Annotated in this window: 10 protein-coding genes and 1 pseudogene; all 11 read right to left on the bottom strand. The window is 60.6% G+C overall.

Going from position 1 to position 17,044, the window contains the following annotated elements; translation table 11 throughout:
- Nucleotide 1: 1 nt before the first annotated feature.
- The 11 genes and pseudogenes from OEG79_RS00590 to tssJ all read right to left on the bottom strand — a co-directional run bounded on the left by OEG79_RS00590 (nucleotide 2) and on the right by tssJ (nucleotide 17,044).
- Nucleotides 2-1,753 carry a peptidoglycan-binding domain-containing protein gene (locus OEG79_RS00590; RefSeq protein ID WP_264146972.1) on the bottom strand — a complete coding sequence of 584 codons (1,752 nt, stop codon included), beginning with the start codon at nucleotides 1,751-1,753 and terminating at the stop codon, nucleotides 2-4.
- A gap of 12 nt (nucleotides 1,754-1,765) precedes the next feature.
- A pseudogene (tssI, locus tag OEG79_RS00585) lies at nucleotides 1,766-4,009 on the bottom strand (type VI secretion system tip protein TssI/VgrG); the annotation flags it as partial.
- 192 nt (nucleotides 4,010-4,201) lie between these two features.
- Nucleotides 4,202-4,603 carry a lysozyme inhibitor LprI family protein gene (locus OEG79_RS00580; RefSeq protein ID WP_264148760.1) on the bottom strand — a complete coding sequence of 134 codons (402 nt, stop codon included), beginning with the start codon at nucleotides 4,601-4,603 and terminating at the stop codon, nucleotides 4,202-4,204.
- 10 nt (nucleotides 4,604-4,613) lie between these two features.
- Complete coding sequence (locus OEG79_RS00575) at nucleotides 4,614-6,932, bottom strand: pesticin C-terminus-like muramidase (protein WP_264146971.1); 2,319 nt, start codon at nucleotides 6,930-6,932, stop codon at nucleotides 4,614-4,616.
- Nucleotides 6,933-6,991: 59 nt separating this feature from the next.
- Nucleotides 6,992-9,079, bottom strand: coding sequence for a type VI secretion system tip protein TssI/VgrG (gene tssI, locus OEG79_RS00570; protein WP_264146970.1), 2,088 nt, complete (start codon nucleotides 9,077-9,079; stop codon nucleotides 6,992-6,994).
- A 38-nt stretch (nucleotides 9,080-9,117) separates the two neighbouring features.
- On the bottom strand, nucleotides 9,118-10,089 hold the full coding sequence (locus OEG79_RS00565) for a serine/threonine-protein kinase (protein WP_264146969.1): 972 nt from the start codon (nucleotides 10,087-10,089) through the stop codon (nucleotides 9,118-9,120).
- Nucleotides 10,086-10,814, bottom strand: a complete 729-nt coding sequence (locus tag OEG79_RS00560) for a PP2C family protein-serine/threonine phosphatase (protein WP_264146968.1) — start codon at nucleotides 10,812-10,814, stop codon at nucleotides 10,086-10,088. The genes OEG79_RS00565 and OEG79_RS00560 overlap by 4 nt, the downstream gene beginning before the upstream one ends.
- On the bottom strand, nucleotides 10,814-14,353 hold the full coding sequence (gene tssM / locus OEG79_RS00555; RefSeq protein WP_264146967.1) for a type VI secretion system membrane subunit TssM: 3,540 nt from the start codon (nucleotides 14,351-14,353) through the stop codon (nucleotides 10,814-10,816). The genes OEG79_RS00560 and tssM overlap by 1 nt, the downstream gene beginning before the upstream one ends.
- Nucleotides 14,350-15,231: a type IVB secretion system protein IcmH/DotU gene (gene icmH / locus OEG79_RS00550; RefSeq protein WP_264146966.1), complete on the bottom strand. Its 882-nt coding sequence runs from the start codon at nucleotides 15,229-15,231 to the stop codon at nucleotides 14,350-14,352. Before icmH ends, tssM begins: the two co-directional genes overlap by 4 nt.
- Nucleotides 15,232-15,233: 2 nt before the next feature.
- The gene (gene tssK / locus OEG79_RS00545; RefSeq protein WP_264146965.1) at nucleotides 15,234-16,565 is read right to left on the bottom strand and encodes a type VI secretion system baseplate subunit TssK; all 1,332 of its coding nucleotides are present in this window, start codon (nucleotides 16,563-16,565) and stop codon (nucleotides 15,234-15,236) included.
- Complete coding sequence (tssJ, locus tag OEG79_RS00540) at nucleotides 16,562-17,044, bottom strand: type VI secretion system lipoprotein TssJ (protein WP_264146964.1); 483 nt, start codon at nucleotides 17,042-17,044, stop codon at nucleotides 16,562-16,564. The genes tssK and tssJ overlap by 4 nt, the downstream gene beginning before the upstream one ends.

Genomic DNA, 17,044 nt, shown 5'->3' with positions numbered 1-17,044 from the left:
ATTAAACATCCATTAAGAAGGTGTTTCTGCCGCTACGTACCGCCCCTTGCGGCTGGTTAGCCCCGAACAAAATACTCGTTGACACAGTATTGTTTACAGCTACCGCGGCAGTAAGAAGACGCTCTGTCAATGCAGACTCATGAGCGTCCACCCAATTTGAAGTCTGTAATTGCCAATTAATCAATGGATTGCTATCTATCGCATCTTGAATTGCTGCAGTAACACGATCATAAGCCGGATTTACAACATGAGACGGCCTAAATACATGCCAGCGCAGAAGTATAGCAACAGCTTTTTCAGAGGTAAAAATCTCACCTAAAGTGCTATTTATTGTGTTTGTACCAACTTGAAAGCTAACACTCCTAGCTCGAATATCCCGGATTCTCTGCTTGGCCATTTCCCACATCGCCTGCCGATATTCAGGAATAGTTCTACCAGCCATGCTGATTCTGTAGAACCAATGCCAGCTCTTCAAGTAGGCCGCCTCTGTCTTTGCCTTCAAAAGCTGGCTGAACTCAGACTCGGCGTGACTTGATTGCGAGGGCAAATAAGTCTCATTAGTCAACTTGAGCCACGAGTTATATGTCTTCGTGCTGGACGAATAAATATCTTCGCTACCCCACTCATACTCAGGATAAAGACCGAAATCCCCGAATGCCTTGCTAAAACCTGTCTCACTGCGACCAGCCAAATATGCAATGAATGCCGGAAACTCTGCTCTAGCGTATTCGCTACCGTTAGAAGCTCCCATTGTCCAATGACATGGGCCGGCAGAAACTAAGGAATTATCCCAAGCATTGATTACATCAAACCGCCCATAGCATTCAGCCTCGGCAACGACTCTTATTACACGATATATAGACAGTGGAGCCGTATTCAATTGCTGTGGATTTACTGGAGTTCCGAGTATGTTTTCAACTGTCATTTCCGCCTCTGGGGCCCAACTATGCTTTGGGGTCGCATTGGGGCCACCTTTAGTATCGTAGTAACCTATAGCGTGATACTGGGATGCAGGCCTAGCGGCAGGATAGATATAATATTGAGTGAAATCCCGAGCAAAAATGCGCGGAGCACTGCTTGTAAAGCTATTATGCTTCCATAGATTTGAACCGCCGTTGGACAAAGCAGTCCTCGCGCCTGACTGGTTGACCGACCAAGCCTCAATCACAACTGGACATCTGTAATTATTCTCCAACCAGAACTCAATAGCCGACCTAGTACCTGAATCAACTACTCCACTTACTGGGCCAGCATACAAATGACCATTGACTACTTGCTCTAGAGAATCCACATAATACGATTTCAGCTCATCAGCGTCCCCACTAGGCGCTTGCCCGGCCTGAACGACAAGGTGAGCGGAGCTATCATAATAAAGCTCACTATTATTTATTAATTTCGGCGCTCCTATGGACGTTAGCAACAACTGGCCAATTCTGTTCTCTCTAACTCGTGCTACATGAGACATTCTGGCGTATATCTGAAATTCCCTAACCGCCCACTCACTCGCTTTACCAAATCCCCCGTCGGGGGTGCCAACAATAGCGAATCCGAGAGTTCGCAAGTCTTCTTGTAGATGCCTAACATGCTGTGGAATCGTGAGTGATACGGCACTACCAGCATCACCTACAGCCCCTGTTTCTGCGGCCTCTTGCTGTATAGCAGGATTGTCTACGCCCCCCCAACATGGAGGCGTATTTTGCTGTGAATTTCCATCATGATCACCTCGACGAAGATCGAAATTTCCGTATTTCATACTGCTGCTTTCCTACACGTTGTGCTGCTTAATTAAAAGATCCTGTTCAGGCACTGTTATGTGATCTTTATCAGTTAATTGACATGCCCGTTGGAAACAACGTGTTGCATACTGAGTCTTTGGGCCATCGATTCCATCTAATGCACCACCGTAGAAACCCAAGTTTTTCAACCGAGATTGCCGACCAATAACGTCGTTCGCAGGAGCTTGCTTATTAATCTCTAATTCCCATGTCCATGCCTGATGCTCTTGCCCGAATGGATAGAACGTCAGAGTAGCTTTTTGGGTTCCATCCGGTAGCGGGTGGTCAACGTATCCGCCCTTGGCAGTGGTACCTTTATATTCAATCCCATCCACATTCAATGTGTATGGCTGACCAGTTATGCCTTCCTTCTCAAATGGTCGCTTGAGTTGTACTCGCAATCGGTTACCTAGCTCCCTCGTGGGTTGGGAGGCAGCCAAGTTTCCGGCTGCCTGCTCCAACAAACTCCCCGCCTTGTCACTATCGGCCGCGCCCGGCAGTACCGGCGGCTTGATCTTGAGCCCCGAGCCCTTGCCTGGCGAGCCACCAGCGTTGATCCTGGCCAGCGGGCCGGAGATGGTGATGCCGCCGGGGTCGAGTTTGATGAAGCTGCCGCCGGCCTTGAGGGTCAGCTCGATGCCGGCTTCGATGACCATTTTCTGCCCGGCCTTCAGATGTATCTCGCGGCCGGCCTTGGTCAGTTGTGCGGTGCCGAGTTTGATGTGCTGGTCGGTGCCCACCGTGAGGTGATCCTGCGGTTTGACCTCGACCTTGCGGTCGGCGGTGACGGTCAGGTGTTCCTCGGCCATCAGCTCGGTGTAGCTGTTCTTCTCCACGGTATCGTGGCGCTCAAAGCCGACGCGGATCTTCTGGTCGTGCTCGATGTTCTCGTCCCAGTCGCGCTGGGCGTGGATGTAGATCTGCTCGGCGCCCTTGCGGTCTTCGGTGCGTAGTTCGTTGTAGCCGCCACCGCCGGGGCTGCTGAGGGTCTTGAAGACGCTGCGGGTCTTGTTCGCCGGCAGGTCGTAGGGCACCACGTGTTCGGCGTGGTACAGGCAGCCCGTTACCAAAGGCTGATCGGGATCGCCTTCGAGGAAGGTGACCAGCACTTCCATGCCGATGCGCGGAATGGTGATGGCGCCGTAGCGGTCACCGGCCCAGCTGGAGCTGACCCGTAGCCAGCAGCTGGTTTTCTCGTCGGCCTGGCCTTCGCGATCCCAGAAGAACTGTACTTTCACCCGACCATATTCGTCGCAGTGGATTTCCTCGCCGGCTGGACCAGTGACCACGGCGCGCTGGCTGCCTAGAATTCTTGGCTTGGGATGGGCGAGAGCTGGGCGGTAGGGCACGTCCCAGGGGGTGGCGAGGAAGCGGTTGCGGTAGCCTTGGGTGAAGTCGGTGTCGCCCGATGAACCCTCTCCCCCGGCCCCTCTCCCATGAATGGGAGAGGGGAGATTAAGCACCGACTCTTCCAGCACCTGCGGCTGTTTGCCTTCGTGGAGCACTTCGGTGAGTAGCCAGAGGTCGTTCCAGTCGCTGCGCGAGTGCTCGGAAATCTCCAGCAGATGGCCGCTGACCAGGCGCGGCTGGTCGCTCTGACCGTCGAGCTGACGATAGTCGGCGCGGTGGCGTTCCAGGGCACGTTTGGCCAGGTGCTTGCCACGCGAGCGGTCGGTGTAGCGACCGGGGTAATCGTAGTCCTCCAGATCGGGCAGGCCGTCGTTCTCACCGGCCTGTTCGCCCTGGTAGGCCGCTTCCAGCAGCAGGCGCGGCTGCTCGAAATCGTAGTCGCGGCGCGTGGTACGGCGGGTGCGGGTTTCCAGGCGCAGGGCCAGGCGCTTGATCACCGGATCATCGGCGGTCATGCCGCTGTCCTGGATATAGGGCGTGGGCTGGCCGAGCCTGGCGAAGGCGGTCTGATCGTCGCCGAACACCAATACATGGCCGCTTTCGCTGTGAATGCCGTGCTCTTCGAGCACCTGGGCGACGATCTGCGGCACGGTGAGATGCTGGAAGATGCGCTGGTTGGTGCGGTGCGCCAGATAGGCCAGCTGCGGCACGATGGCCAGGCGGTAACGGGTCAGGCGCTTGCCGGATTCGCCCTGTTCGACGCGATGGATCAGACCGTGAATACCGTCGCCGTTGGGGCTGAAGGCGAGGAAGGCACGCTGGTGCAGCAGGCTGGCCAGGTCGAGATCCGGGCGCTCGCTGATCAATTCCACATCGAAGCGGTAAGCTGACTGATGGCCTCGTACTTGGCGTCAGATGACGCCAAGTACGTTGCGGTGCCGAGTGCGAAAGGGTCGGAATTTCCAAGCATCAATGACACTGACCCCATTGATTTTCAATGAACCTATCCGACAGCACATTATGTGTTGACGCCCAAAAAGAAAAAATGGGCTAAATTTATTCACACCGGGAGGTATTCATATATCAGGAGCAATGCGATCCAAATAACTCGCCCTATCACTACTCATCCTTGAAATACAATTATTAATCGTTACCTGATACGCCTCTGCGGTTTCTTCTATTTCAAAAGCTTCGAGCTTGCAATCGGCGCCTCGTAGTTTGATCCACTCTCGCTGCGCCCCTCTCAACAGAGAAATGTATTGATCCGCCAACGAGGGGGCTTTTTCGTACTGGTGCCTGATTCGATCCAGGGTTGCTTTGTACGATAAATTCAGAAGCTTATCCGACTGATCTTTTTTATATTCTGCGCATTGTGCTACCTGCTGGGACGTTTCAATTCTTTCACATGGATCCCCAGCAGCGCCGCCGAATACTGGAAGTGCAAGAAAGAGCAAGGAAAATGGACATATTTTTTTCATACCGAACACTCTAGTTGCTCCTGAGGTAGCGAGCTCTATTTCGACCTAGCTCGTATTGGCTAATAGCAGGTGTATTCTCTATATAGCGTATCAATTCTTCCTTATCATTTCTCATCCCGGCCTTCATTGGATTTGGCCCCTTGGTGAAGCCTTGATACACAAAATCTACCAGCACATCCCTGATAACCTGATCAAGGGCACTCCATTCGGTTCTATCAGGCTCGCTCGCAGTCCAGTGATTGTAGTTTTTAACAGCACGCTCTACGTAGTCTGGGTAGATAGTATTGAAAAGAATTATTTCCTGCTCGGTGGAAATCTCCCCAATATTTGTTTTATTGTCTCTTACAAATTGCTGCGCAGTCGTGCCCTTTTTCCCATACCCCTGAGCAATCTTGGTTGCCTGATCGTGCTCGATTCCGGCATTTCTCATATGATTATAAATTTCTGATTCGCTTCTGGAACCCATATCATAGCCGCGACCCAACGTAACCCCTGAAAGATCATTTCCTGGCCAGTGAATGACACGACTAAAGAATGGGGAGGTGGGAATGTTATTCCCTTCAGCGTCAAATGTAATTTGTCCTTCTTTAATAGTGGGATCAACCTTAGTCGCTGAACTGAATACCCCGGTAAGAGCTAGCGGTTGCAGATACCACGCTTTCCCATCCCCACTAATCCCATGCTTCCCCGCCAACTCTTTCCACCAACTCAACGTTTCGATCCGCTGTTTTTCCACTTCCCAGGCCGGGCTCTTCTGGCCGTTCTCGTCTGCTAGCAGTAGATCAAGCTCATCCCATTTGGCCTTGTTCCAGAACCATTCGCTTTCGTAACGGGTAATCAGCTGTCCGAGCACCTGAGCGTGCCAGGGCTTTGCCAGGGCGGCCTGGATTTCCTTGCTGGTCAGTACGCCATCCTCGTCGGTATCGACAATGTCGTAGAGCCGGGCAAGCGCCACGATGGGGCCGCCATCGGCCTTGCTGATCTGGGCGCGATAGTTGTGCTGTTCGTCTGCACTCAACATGCCCCTGGCGTTGAAGGTATAGGCCAGTTTTTCCAAGGGGGTGCCGGTGTCTTCGATGCACTGGAAATCCAGCCATTCCCAGGGGCTATGGCGGGTGGTGATCAGTTCCTGCTCGGCGAGCCAGCCATCGATGGCATTGCCGTTTTCGTCGGCGAATAGTCCATCCAGCCGCCACCAGTAGGTTGTACTCGGTGTGCCACTGCCTTCGACTGGAGTTTTGACCTGGATCTTGCTCGCTGCCGGCAAGCCATCCAACAGAGCCTGGGGGATGATCAGGTCGACACCGATCTGGCTGCCGCTGTCGCTTAGCTTGGGCGGGTTGTCTGCCTTGATATCGTCGCGATGAGCAATCAGTTTGCTGGCGCCTTTATAGACCTTGAGCAAGGTCTTCTGGCTGTCCGGCAATCTGCTGGCCCAGGCTCGGCTTCTGCCAATGAAGCCGGGCACGTCGTCGCAACTGAATACCTCAAGGTGAACCAGAGGGTGAGCGGCACTGTTGTGATTCTGGTATGTCCCCAGGTGGCCGATCAGCTCACCAGCCTTGATAGGGATACCTTGTTCAAGAATGACCACTTGATCCTTGGTCTGAGGCTCTTTTTGCGCCTTGAGATATTTAAAGGCGACATAGCCCGGAAGCTCCTCATCCTCCCCGGCGACAAGCGCAGGATTCGTAGTGGCGCCCAGCACCGCTACCAGCTTGCAGTACTCGCCATCCAGGGTTCTGATTCTGACCTGGGTGCCTTTGGCCAACCTGGCCAGCTCTGCTCCGCCTCGGTTGGGTTGGCTACGGACCAGCAGCTCATCACCCTGCGTATCGACGATATAAGTATCGCCAGCCCAGAATGCGGGACGGGCAAGATCAGGCTTGTCCTGATAGCCAGCCCAGTCCTGCAGGTGCATATACAGGCTGTAGAACGTCAGCGCAGGCGGCGATTGTTCGCTGGAAGATGCACCGGCTGCATTGTCGAGCGGCGGCGGACACAGACTGTGCTTGGCCAGTACGAACCCCGTAGAGAATGACGCTCGCTTGATGCGAGGAACCTCATCGATGAACTCGCTGACCGGATAGCGCTCGTCGATACGATAGGCAATTACCTCGCCATCGGCGATACAGCGCACACTCGACTGATCGAATACGGCTGCAGTGCCGTCGTCGAAATGCACGCCGCCGTGCCAAAGGCCATTCTCGCCGGTCGGGTAGTAGCCGCCCTTGGCCTTGGCCATATGGGTCAGAAGCTGCAGCGGATTGCTGTTCGTTTCCTTGCTGGGGAACGGATAAGCCCAGTTGATCGGTTTGTTTTCGGCCATCTTCAATGTGTCCTGTACCTTGACTGCCGGCAGTCTGACGACCGGCGTTTATCCCTGTCTTAACCGGAGAAGTTGAGCGTCCGTTTACGCTTCGTCGGCGTACTGACCGGCTCACCCGGCTGCCCCTGCTCCAGCACCTCCCCGGCCTTGTCGCTATCCGCCACCCCCGGCAATACCGGCGGTTTGATGCCGATACCCGAACCCTTGCCCGGCGCACCGCCGGCATTGAGGCGGGCCAGTGGGCCGCTGATGGTGATGCCGCCGGGGTCGAGTTTGATGAAGCTGCCGCCGGCTTTGATGGTCAGTTCGATGCCGGCTTCGATGACCATTTTCTGCCCGGCCTTCAGATGTATCTCGCGGCCGGCCTTGGTCAGTTGCGCGGTGCCGAGTTTGATGTGCTGATCAATGCCCACCGTCAGGTGATCCTGCGGTTTGACTTCGACCTTGCGGTCGGCGGTGACAGTCAGGTGCTCCTCAGCCATCAGCTCGGTGTAGCTGTTCTTCTCCACGGTATCGTGGCGCTCAAAGCCGACGCGGATCTTCTGGTCGTGCTCGATGTTCTCGTCCCAGTCGCGCTGGGCGTGAATGTAGATCTGTTCGGCACCCTTGCGGTCTTCGATGCGCAGTTCGTTGTAACCGCCACCGCCGGGGCTGCTGAGGGTCTTGAACACGCTGCGGGTCTTGTTCGCCGGCAGGTCGTAGGGCACCACGTGTTCGGCGTGGTACAGGCAGCCGGTGATCAGCGGCTGATCGGGGTCGCCTTCGAGGAAGGTGACCAGCACTTCCATGCCGATGCGCGGGATGGTGATGGCGCCGTAACGATCACCGGCCCAGCTGGAGCTGACGCGTAGCCAGCAGCTGGTCTTCTCGTCGGCCTGGCCTTCGCGATCCCAGAAGAACTGCACCTTGACCCGGCCATATTCGTCGCAGTGGATTTCCTCGCCGGCTGGACCAGTGACCACGGCGCGCTGGCTACCCAGAACACGAGGTTTCGGGTGAGACAGGCAAGGTCTGTACGGCACGTCCCAAGGCGTAGCGAGGAAGCGGTTGCGGTAGCCTTGGGTGAAGTCGGTGTCGCCCGATGAACCCTCTCCCCCGGCCCCTCTCCCATGAATGGGAGAAGGGAGATTAAGCACCGACTCTTCCAGCACCTGCGGCTGTTTGCCTTCGTGGAGCACTTCGGTGAGCAGCCAGAGGTCGTTCCAGTCGCTGCGCGGGTGCTCGGAAATCTCCAGCAGGTGCCCGCTGACCAGGCGCGGCTGGTCGCTCTGACCGTCGAGCTGACGATAGTCGGCGCGGTGGCGCTCCAGGGCACGTTTGGCCAGGTGCTTGCCACGCGTGCGGTCGGTGTAGCGACCGGGGTAATCGTAGTCCTCCAGATCGGGCAGGCCGTCGTTCTCACCGGCCTGTTCGCCCTGGTAGGCCGCTTCCAGCAGCAGGCGCGGCTGCTCGAAATCGTAGTCGCGGCGTGTGGTACGGCGGGTGCGGGTTTCCAGGCGCAGGGCCAGGCGCTTGATCACCGGATCATCGGCGGTCATGCCGCTGTCCTGAATGTAAGGTGTTGGCCGGCCGAGCCTGGCGAAGGCGGTCTGATCGTCGCCGAAGATCAGCACGTGGCCGCCTTCACTGTGCTGGAAGTGGTAGTGGATGCCTTCTTCTTCACACAGGCGCTGGATGAAGTGCAGATCGGTCTCGTCATACTGCACGCAGTAGTCGCGCTCGGGGTAGACGGTGGGGCCGAGCTGGAACTGGTAGCCGCCTTCGACAATGCCGTGCTCTTCGAGCACCTGGGCGACGATCTGCGGCACGGTGAGATGCTGGAAGATGCGCTGGTTGGTGCGGTGCGCCAGATAGGCCAGCTGCGGCACGATGGCCAGGCGGTAACGGGTCAGGCGCTTGCCGGATTCACCCTGTTCGACGCGATGGATCAGACCGTGAATACCGTCGCCGTTGGGGCTGAAGGCGAGGAAGGCACGCTGGTGAAGCAGGCTGGCCAGATCGAGATCCGGACGCTCGCTGATCAGCTCGACGTCGAAGCGATAGGGCTGGCTGATGGCCTCGCGGCCGTTGAACTCGAGCACCTGCAGGTCATGCTCGACGCCCTCGATGCTCAGGCTGAAATGGGTTTCGTTGGCCGGGTTGAACATATGCGTATCCTTTCGAAAGAGTCCTTTTCAACAGCCTGTCATGCCTTGCCCAGCCAGCGTTGCAGGCGCGAAGCCGGTGGCCGGCGAAACGCATCGAGCAGTTCACGGCAGTCGATCTGCCGCTGGCTTTCCTCGAAGGCCAGTGCCGTACGCAGCGCCTGCCAGCAGTGCAGCGGCACCTGCGCCGGACGTTGCAGCTGCTTGTCCAGCTCCATGTTCTTGGCCTGCTTGGCGCTGAGCCGGCGAAACGGGTGTTGCCCGCTGGCCAGCTCGACCAGCACGCAGGCCACCGCGTAGACGTCGGCGGCGGCTGACAACGCAGAGCCTTCGAGTAGCTCCAGGGCGGCGTAACGCGGCGTCCAGGCAGCAATGCGGTTGCGGCACAGGCGCGGCAGGCCCGGCAGCAGGCCTTCCACGGGCTGGCCCAGACCATAGTCGAACAGGCGCAGGCCGTCGTCGGCCAACATCACATTGCTGGGCTTCAGGTCGCCATGCAGCACGCCCAGATCATGGGAATAGACGAGGGCGTCGAGCAGCGGAATGGCGATATCGCGTAGTTCCTCCCAGCTCAGCCCCTCGGGACGCTCGCACAGCAGCTGATCGAGGGTCAGGCCGCGCAGCAGCTCCAGAGTGATGAAGGCGCGTTCGCAGCTGGTATCCACCTCGAAGCCGAACAGGCGCACCACGTGCCGGTGGTTGAGCCGTGAGGTGAGGGCGAATTCGCTATAGAGCAGGGCGTTGGCGTCCGGGTACTCGGCGAAGTCGTCGCTGAGGGTCTTCAGTGCCACATAGGGTTCGGGATCGCCGAACTGTTCGCGCAGCAGGTCGCGTGCGCGATACACCGCCCCCATGCCGCCGACGCCGAGCAGACGCTCGATCTTGTAGCGGCCACCGAGCACGTCCGGCAGCTCGCCCGGGGCACGACGCTGTACTTCGCGCACAGGCTCCCTGGCGGCGGTGGCGGCCAGGGCGAAGTAGGTGAGGTCACTGGCTTCGGCGATTTCGCTCATCGACGGATCACCACGGCGCTGAGGTTGTCACGGGCCGGGCCATCGAGCGCGCGCTGAAACAGGCGCTCCACGGCCAGGTGCGGCGAAGGCAGGTTGAGACAGGCCCCCAGTTCATCGGCAGGAACGCCCTGGTAGAGCCCGTCGCTGCACAGCAGAAAGACATCGCCGGGCAGCACGTCGAGTTCGAGGATGTCCAGTTGCAGGGTTTCGCTGGCACCGACGGCGCGGGTCAGGGCGTGCGCCGCCGGATGGCGCGCAGCCTCCTGCGGCGCCAGGCCCTGCTCGTCGATCAGTTGCTGTACCAGCGAATGGTCGCGGCTGAGCTGATACAGCCGCGAGCCACGCCACAGGTAGCAGCGGCTGTCGCCGGCCCAGACGCAGACGGCACGTTCACCGTCGAGCAACAGGGCGACCACGGTACTGCCGATCACCGTGTCCGAACGATCGGCGGTAACGGTCAGTTCCTGGCCGAGGCGATGGTTGAGCCGGTGCAGGCACTGACGCAAATCCACCAGGCGCTGGTCGAGACTGCCCTCCGGCAATTCGGCCAGCTGCTCGACGATCAGGCGGCTGGCCAGAGCGCCGTTCTGGTGCCCACCCATGCCGTCGGCCACCACCCACAGGCCCTCCTCGGGCAGGGCCAGGAAGGCGTCCTCGTTGCGCGCCCGCACCTTGCCGGTGTCGGTGCGCGCGGCGCTGCGCCAGGCGTTGGCGACTGTCGTCATCAGAGCGTCGCCGGCAGCTTGAAGCTGCGCAGCAGGCCGATGTCGAACGGGTTCGGCGAGCGCTGGCTGTGCAGCAGGTAGTTGGCGTGCAGGCCACCGAGGTTGGCCTTGAGGATCAGCACGTCACGCCCGCTGTGGTAGTCGACGTCCATCAGGTCGAGCAGGCGGAACAGCGACCAGGGGCCGGTGTTCTTCTCGATGCCGACGCGGCGACCACCCAGTTCCTCGACCACCAGACTGGTGCGGTCTTCGTCACTCGCTGCCGGCCAGCGGAACGCGGTGGCGACGATCGGACCGTGGCGGTATTCCATCTGCTGCTTGCCGAAGCGGAAGTCGGCGCGGCTCAGGCTGGAGTCCAGCGAGTAGGGCTCGAGCTTGAACAGCACCTGCGGCTCGGCCGGGTTCTCGGCGAAGAAGCTGCGACGGATCACCTGGGCGCGACTCATCTGCAGCAGGAACTCGCGCGACAGCGGCAGGCCACGGCCATCGACGCGACGCAGACGGTATTCGTCGGCGCTGCCGGCGACGAAGGGCCGCAGGTATTGGTCGAAGAAGCGCTCGGCAATGCCCTGAGCCTTGAAGAACTCGCGGAAGTCAGCCACCGCCACGTCGCTCTCGCTGTGCGCGGAGAACGGATAGCGCTGCTTCAGCGAGTTGTCGTAGGCCGCGTACAGCTCGCTCTGATAACGCTGATTGAGGAAGTGGTAGGCGTCGTTGAGCACCAAGGTCCAGCTGTCCTCGGCCAGCAGCGCCAGCCAGTTGCCCACCGGCTGCGGCAAGCGTGCCGCAGCGCTGCGCACCTGGTTGATCGCATCGCGCTTACCGGCCATGCGCGCCTTGGCCATCTCGAACGCGGCCTGGTCGCTGGCGCCGGCATTGGCCAGGCTGGCCAACTGGCGCTGCAGTTCATCCAGCGCCTGCATGCCGGCGGCCAGGTCGACTCCAGCACCGCCGTTGTCGTCGAGCAGCTTGTGCAGGCTCTCGAAGCGGCGTTCCAGGGTCTTGCGCGCGGTGTCCGGGGTATTCTTGGCCAGGGCCTGCTGCGCCTGTTCGGCGGCAGCGCTGGCCAGCTTGGCGGCCTTGCCCAGCTTGCCCTTGGCGCCTTCCAGCGCCTCGGCAGCGCCGCCTACGTCATCGGCCGCCTCGGCCAGGCCCTTGAAGCGGGTGTTGTCGCGTACTTCCACCAGCAGCTGCAGCAGCGGCGAGTTGGCAGCGGTCAGGCTGCTCAGCAGACTGGCACCGCGACCGGCGCTGCCGATGGGCCCCACGCCGAGCTGGGCAATGGCCTCACCCCAGTAGTTGCCGTAATCGCGGAAGTACAGTTGCTCCAGCTCCACCATCAGGCGCCCCAGGTCACCGGCACTGAGGGTTTCACCCTCGCCCAGCACCCAGTTGTCACGCAGGATCTCGCGCACCAGATTGCCGCCCTGGGCGAGGAAGGTCTTGCTGTAGCCACTCTGGGTGTAGAACCCGGGGATGGCGTAATCGCTGCCGTTGATCACCCCGGCCTGCGGGCCGATCTTCTGGCTCAGACGATACTCCGGCAGGTTACGTGCCTGTTCACGCAGCATGCGGTAGACCACATTGGCCAGCGACTCGCTGCGCAGCACCTGACGCGCCTGGGCGACCAGCTGGGCGTTGAGCGCATAGGGCGCGAACGACTCGTCGAGCAGTCGTGCGAAGTGCGTATTCAGTCCGTGCTGGGCCGGGCTGTTGCCGGCATAGCGCAGCGACCAGTCGGCAGCGACCCACTCCTTGAGGAAATCGGCATCGCGGCGCTCTTCCAGATTGAGCATCAGGTAGGCGCGCAGGCTGCCGAGCAGGCGCTCGCGGTCGCCCAGGTTGGCGCGGATCTGCGCTTCCAGCTGACGGGCCACGCGTGGCAGCAGCAGGTTTTCCAGCTCGGCGCGGTAGGTCGAATTAACCGCCGGGTTGACCGCCTCGCCCTGAAACAGACCGGTGCGCTGCAGGTAGGACACGTCGTCCTTGGGCGGGAATACCTGAGTGGCGGAATAGCTGCTGTCCAAGGCCTTGAGCACCTGCTGGGCATCATCCTGCGGATTGATCGCACCGTGCTCGCGGGTGAGCTTCTGGGCGATCTCGCGCAGCTCTTCCAGGCGCCCGTGGTTGGCCGAGAAGCCCGTGGCCCAGAGCACGCCGAACAGCGCCAGCACGGCGAAGGCGGTGGCGTACATGGCACGCTGGCCCCAGTCGATGCGACGCACTTCCTTCTGATCCAGACCGGCCAGCTCCGCCTCGGGGAAGATCACCCGGCTGAGCAGGTGATTGATGAAGCGCGAGCGACCACTGCGGAAGGTTGGCAGCGCACTGCCGGCCAGGCCGAGGTTGCGGCCGATACCGGCGGTCAACGGATCGAGCTGTTCGCTGAGTTGCGGCGCACTGGTCAGATAGAAACCGCGCAACTTGCTGGCGCGCTGGTAGCGGTTGCCGGCGAAGGCCAGCTCGACGAACAGGCACAGGCGCTCGCCGATCTGGCCGAGCTGGTGCGGGAAGTCGAGGATGCGGCCGCGGCGCTGCGTATCGCGCTCCTGGTGCATGCGCAGGATCACCTGGCTGTTGAGGCGACGCAGTAGCTCTTCGAACTCCTGGCGCACAACGGCCACCTCGGTGGCGTTCTGATCCTTGCGGAAGCTGGCGCCGAGTACCTGTTCGCTTTCCTCGCGCGACAGCTGGTCGAAGAACTCGTCGAAACCCAGCACCTTGTCGGCCTTGCTCAGCACCAGATAGACCGGCACATCGGCGCCGAGGCGCTGATGGATTTCCTGCAGACGCTGACGGGTCTGGCGAGCCAGGGCTTCCAGCTCCACTTCGCTGCCACCCTGCAACTGCTCGACCGGAATGCTCACCAGCACACCGTTGAGCGGGCGGGCCCGGCGCTGACGCAGCAGGCCGAGCAGGGTGCCCCAGGCACGACCGTCGACCTGGGCGTCAGGCTGGGTCAGGTAACGGCCGGCGGTGTCGATCAGCACCGCGTGGTCGGCGAAATACCAGTCGGCATAACGGGTACCGGAAACATCCTTGGTCAGGCGCTGGTTGTCGCCACGGTTGAGCGGAAAGTCCAGACCGGAGAAATCCAGCAGGCTGGTCTTGCCGCTGCCCTGCGGGCCGAGCAGCAGGTACCAGGGCAGATCGTTACGCCATTTCTCGCTGCGCCCGCGATACAGGCTGGAGCGCTTGAGGGTGCGCAGGGCGTCCTTGAAACGATGGCGCAGCTCGGCTTGCTCCTCGTTGATCTGCTCCTCGCGGCGCAGGCGCTCCTGGGCGTCGGCGTCGTTCTCTTCGGCCTTCTTGCGGGCAGTGGCACGCCAGCTGGCGAAGACCATGGCCAGGCCCCAGAGCAGGAAGATCAGACTGATGGTCAGCAGTCGACTGGTGGACGACTCCCAGAACTTGTAGTCGTTGACGGCCAGCAGCGGGCCGGCGAACCACACCAGCAGCGCGAGGATCAGAACCAGGCACAGGCTCCAGACCCAGGTCTTGCGGAAAAAGGCGCCAAGTTTGGCGAAGAAGCTCTTCATTTCACGTCATCCATGCTGACACCCGAGGCCGGGTCGAGTTGCTGATACGGCTTGAGGATGGTGTCGCGCTGCTCGCCGAGCACCCAGGCGAAGCCGGCGTACATCATCACCAGGCACATCAGGGTGAACAGCGCCACCAGCCACCACGGCACGATGCGCACCAGACGCCGGCGGGTGTCCTTCAACCCCTGCCAGTGCGGCGAGATTTCCCGCGGCACATCGCCACGCAACTGGCGGATCTGCCGGTAGAGGCTGTCGCGCACCGCTTCCAGCTCGAGCATGCCGCGCTGCAGCACGCGGTACTTGCCCTCGAAGCCGAGCGACAGGCACAGGTACATCAGCTCCAGCATCGGCAGGTGCTTGACCGGGTTGCGCGACAGACGCTCGAGCAGCTGGAAGAATTTCTCGCCGCCGAAGGTCTCGTTGTGGAACGAAGACAGCAGGCTCATCTGCGACCACTGGCTCTCGTTGCCCCAGGGCGTGGTCACCACGGCCTCGTCGACCACAGTGCACAGCACGTAGCGCGCGGCCATCACCTGGCTGCTCTCGGCGCCCTCATGCAGGGCGCGATGTTCGAACAGCTTGATCTCGCGACTCAGACGCTGGTTGAGGGCGTCCAGATCCTCGCTCTCGAAGCTGTGCTTGAGGCGCACCACTTCCGAAAGCAGGTCGGAGGCGGCCGCCACCAGCGGATTGAGGCTGATGTTGAAGCTCTCCGCCGGACGCAGGCGCGCGGCGAAGATCATGCGTTCTTCGAGCTGCTCGAATTTCGGCGGCGCACTGAAATCGGTCAGCGGGCTTTCTGCGCGCGATTCACCCTTGCGGTTGAGGATGACCGTCTTGTCATCCTGGCCGTATTCCATTTCCTTGGTTGTCATGGTCAGTTCCTGATCGCCCAGAATTTCAGCTCAAGCCCGGTGAACTCGCCGGACACGTGGAAGGCAAAGCCGCCGGAGCGCTCCAGTTGCGCCAGCTCCTCGGAGCTGAGCTCCAAGGCGAAGTAGGTCTTGCCCGAATGGAAGGGGATCTGCCGCGGTGCCACCGGCAAGGGTTTGACCTTGATGCCCGGCAGGTGCAGGTTGACCAGCTGGCGGATGCGCTCGACCGGGCCGACCTTGAGGTGCGCCGGCAGGCGCTGGCGCAGTTCCTCGGAGTCGCACTGGGCGCTGGCGGCGAGCACGAAGCTGGAGGTGCCGAGCAGCTTGTGGTCGTGCAGCGGCGAGACCTGGATACCGTACTGGCGCTGCTGCAGCAGCAGCTCGATGGCGTGCTGTTCGAGCACCATCGACAGCACCTGGCGGATGGCGTCCATCAGTTTGCGGAAGCTCATGCCCTGGTCGCTGTGCAGGTAGCGACCTTCCAGGCGCGGGCGCTTGGTCTCGCTGGAGAAGGTGGCCAGCTCGCCGAGCAGGCCGACCAGCTCGCGGTAGATCTGCTCCGGATGCACCTGCTCGACACCCAGGTGGTGGCGCAGGATCGGTTCGTAGCGGTTGATCAGCTGCAGCATCATGAAGTCACCGACCTCGGCGCCGCCGACCTTGCCGGTGGCGCGAATACGCTCGGCAAGGATGTCGCCGCGGTGGGCGAGCATGCTGATGACTTCCTTGAGGCACGACAGCAGATAACCGGAAGCCTGGAAGTTCACGTAGGTCGGGCTGAATTCCGGGTCGAGGCTGATCACCCCGTCCGGCGTGGTGTCGAGCACCTCGCACAGCTTGATCTTCACGTAGCCCTGATCGCTCTGCTGCTCGCCGAGCAGCAGACGGAAGTCCTGACGGCCGGTGCTCACCTGGCTGACGCTGCTGTCGCCGGCGTTGGAGTCGGCAACTTCCTCGTCGAAGGCGACATAGCGCGCCAGCACGTCCTTCTGCTCCGGGCGACGGCTCTCGATGTGGTTGCCGGTGACCAGTGGCAGAGCCAGGTACACCGGTACGTTGCCGGTGTTTGGCGGCACATCCAGGCCCAGCGGTTCACGCTCGGCACCGAGGTCGAAGAGGCTGCCATCGGGCAGCACGCCGCTGGCCTTGCTGACCACCAGCTTGCCCATGTTGAGGAACTGGCGGTCGATCTCCAGCTCGAAGAAACCCCAGGCGTAGCTGGCCAGCTTCTGCGTGCGCACCTTGAGCTGCTGATCGAAGTAGCGATCGTTCTGCTGGAAATGTTGCGGGCGCAGCAGCATGCCTTCCTGCCAGACGACTTTATGCTGGCTCATTGATCCTGCTCCTGGAGGTCAGCGAAGTTGCGGATGCCACGCTCGTTCAGGCTCAGGCGGGCGCGGTTGCGCTGTACCGCCTCGACCGGGATCACATAGCGCCAGTTGGCCTCCGGCAGGTCGCGGTATGCGGCAAGCACGCCGACGTAACGGCTGCCGTCCTGCACCGAGAGCTTCAGGTCGCGGGTTTCGCCCGGGCGCAGCTCCAGTTCCTCGAATGCCACCAGGTCGGGCGACAGGGCTTCCTTGGGGCGCTGGTAGAGCGAAAAGAAATCGGCGTTCTCAAAGGCTACCGGGTGCTTGAGCTCCATCAGGCGAATGACGATGGGCGACGGGCGGCCGTTGAGGTCCGGGTTGAGCTGGTCGCTGCCGACCAGGCTCAGATCCAGCTTGGTCATGGTCGAGTAGGGCGACAGAGCCGCGCATCCGGCGAGGGTCAGCAGCACGGTGCACAGGGCCAGGGAAAGCAGGCGAGGCAT

It is taken from the genome of Pseudomonas sp. Z8(2022), from assembly GCF_025837155.1.
In the GTDB taxonomy this organism is placed as follows: Bacteria; Pseudomonadota; Gammaproteobacteria; order Pseudomonadales; family Pseudomonadaceae; genus Aquipseudomonas.
Note: the sequence above shows the minus strand (reverse complement) of the source record. Positions and strands in the feature narration are given on the sequence as shown.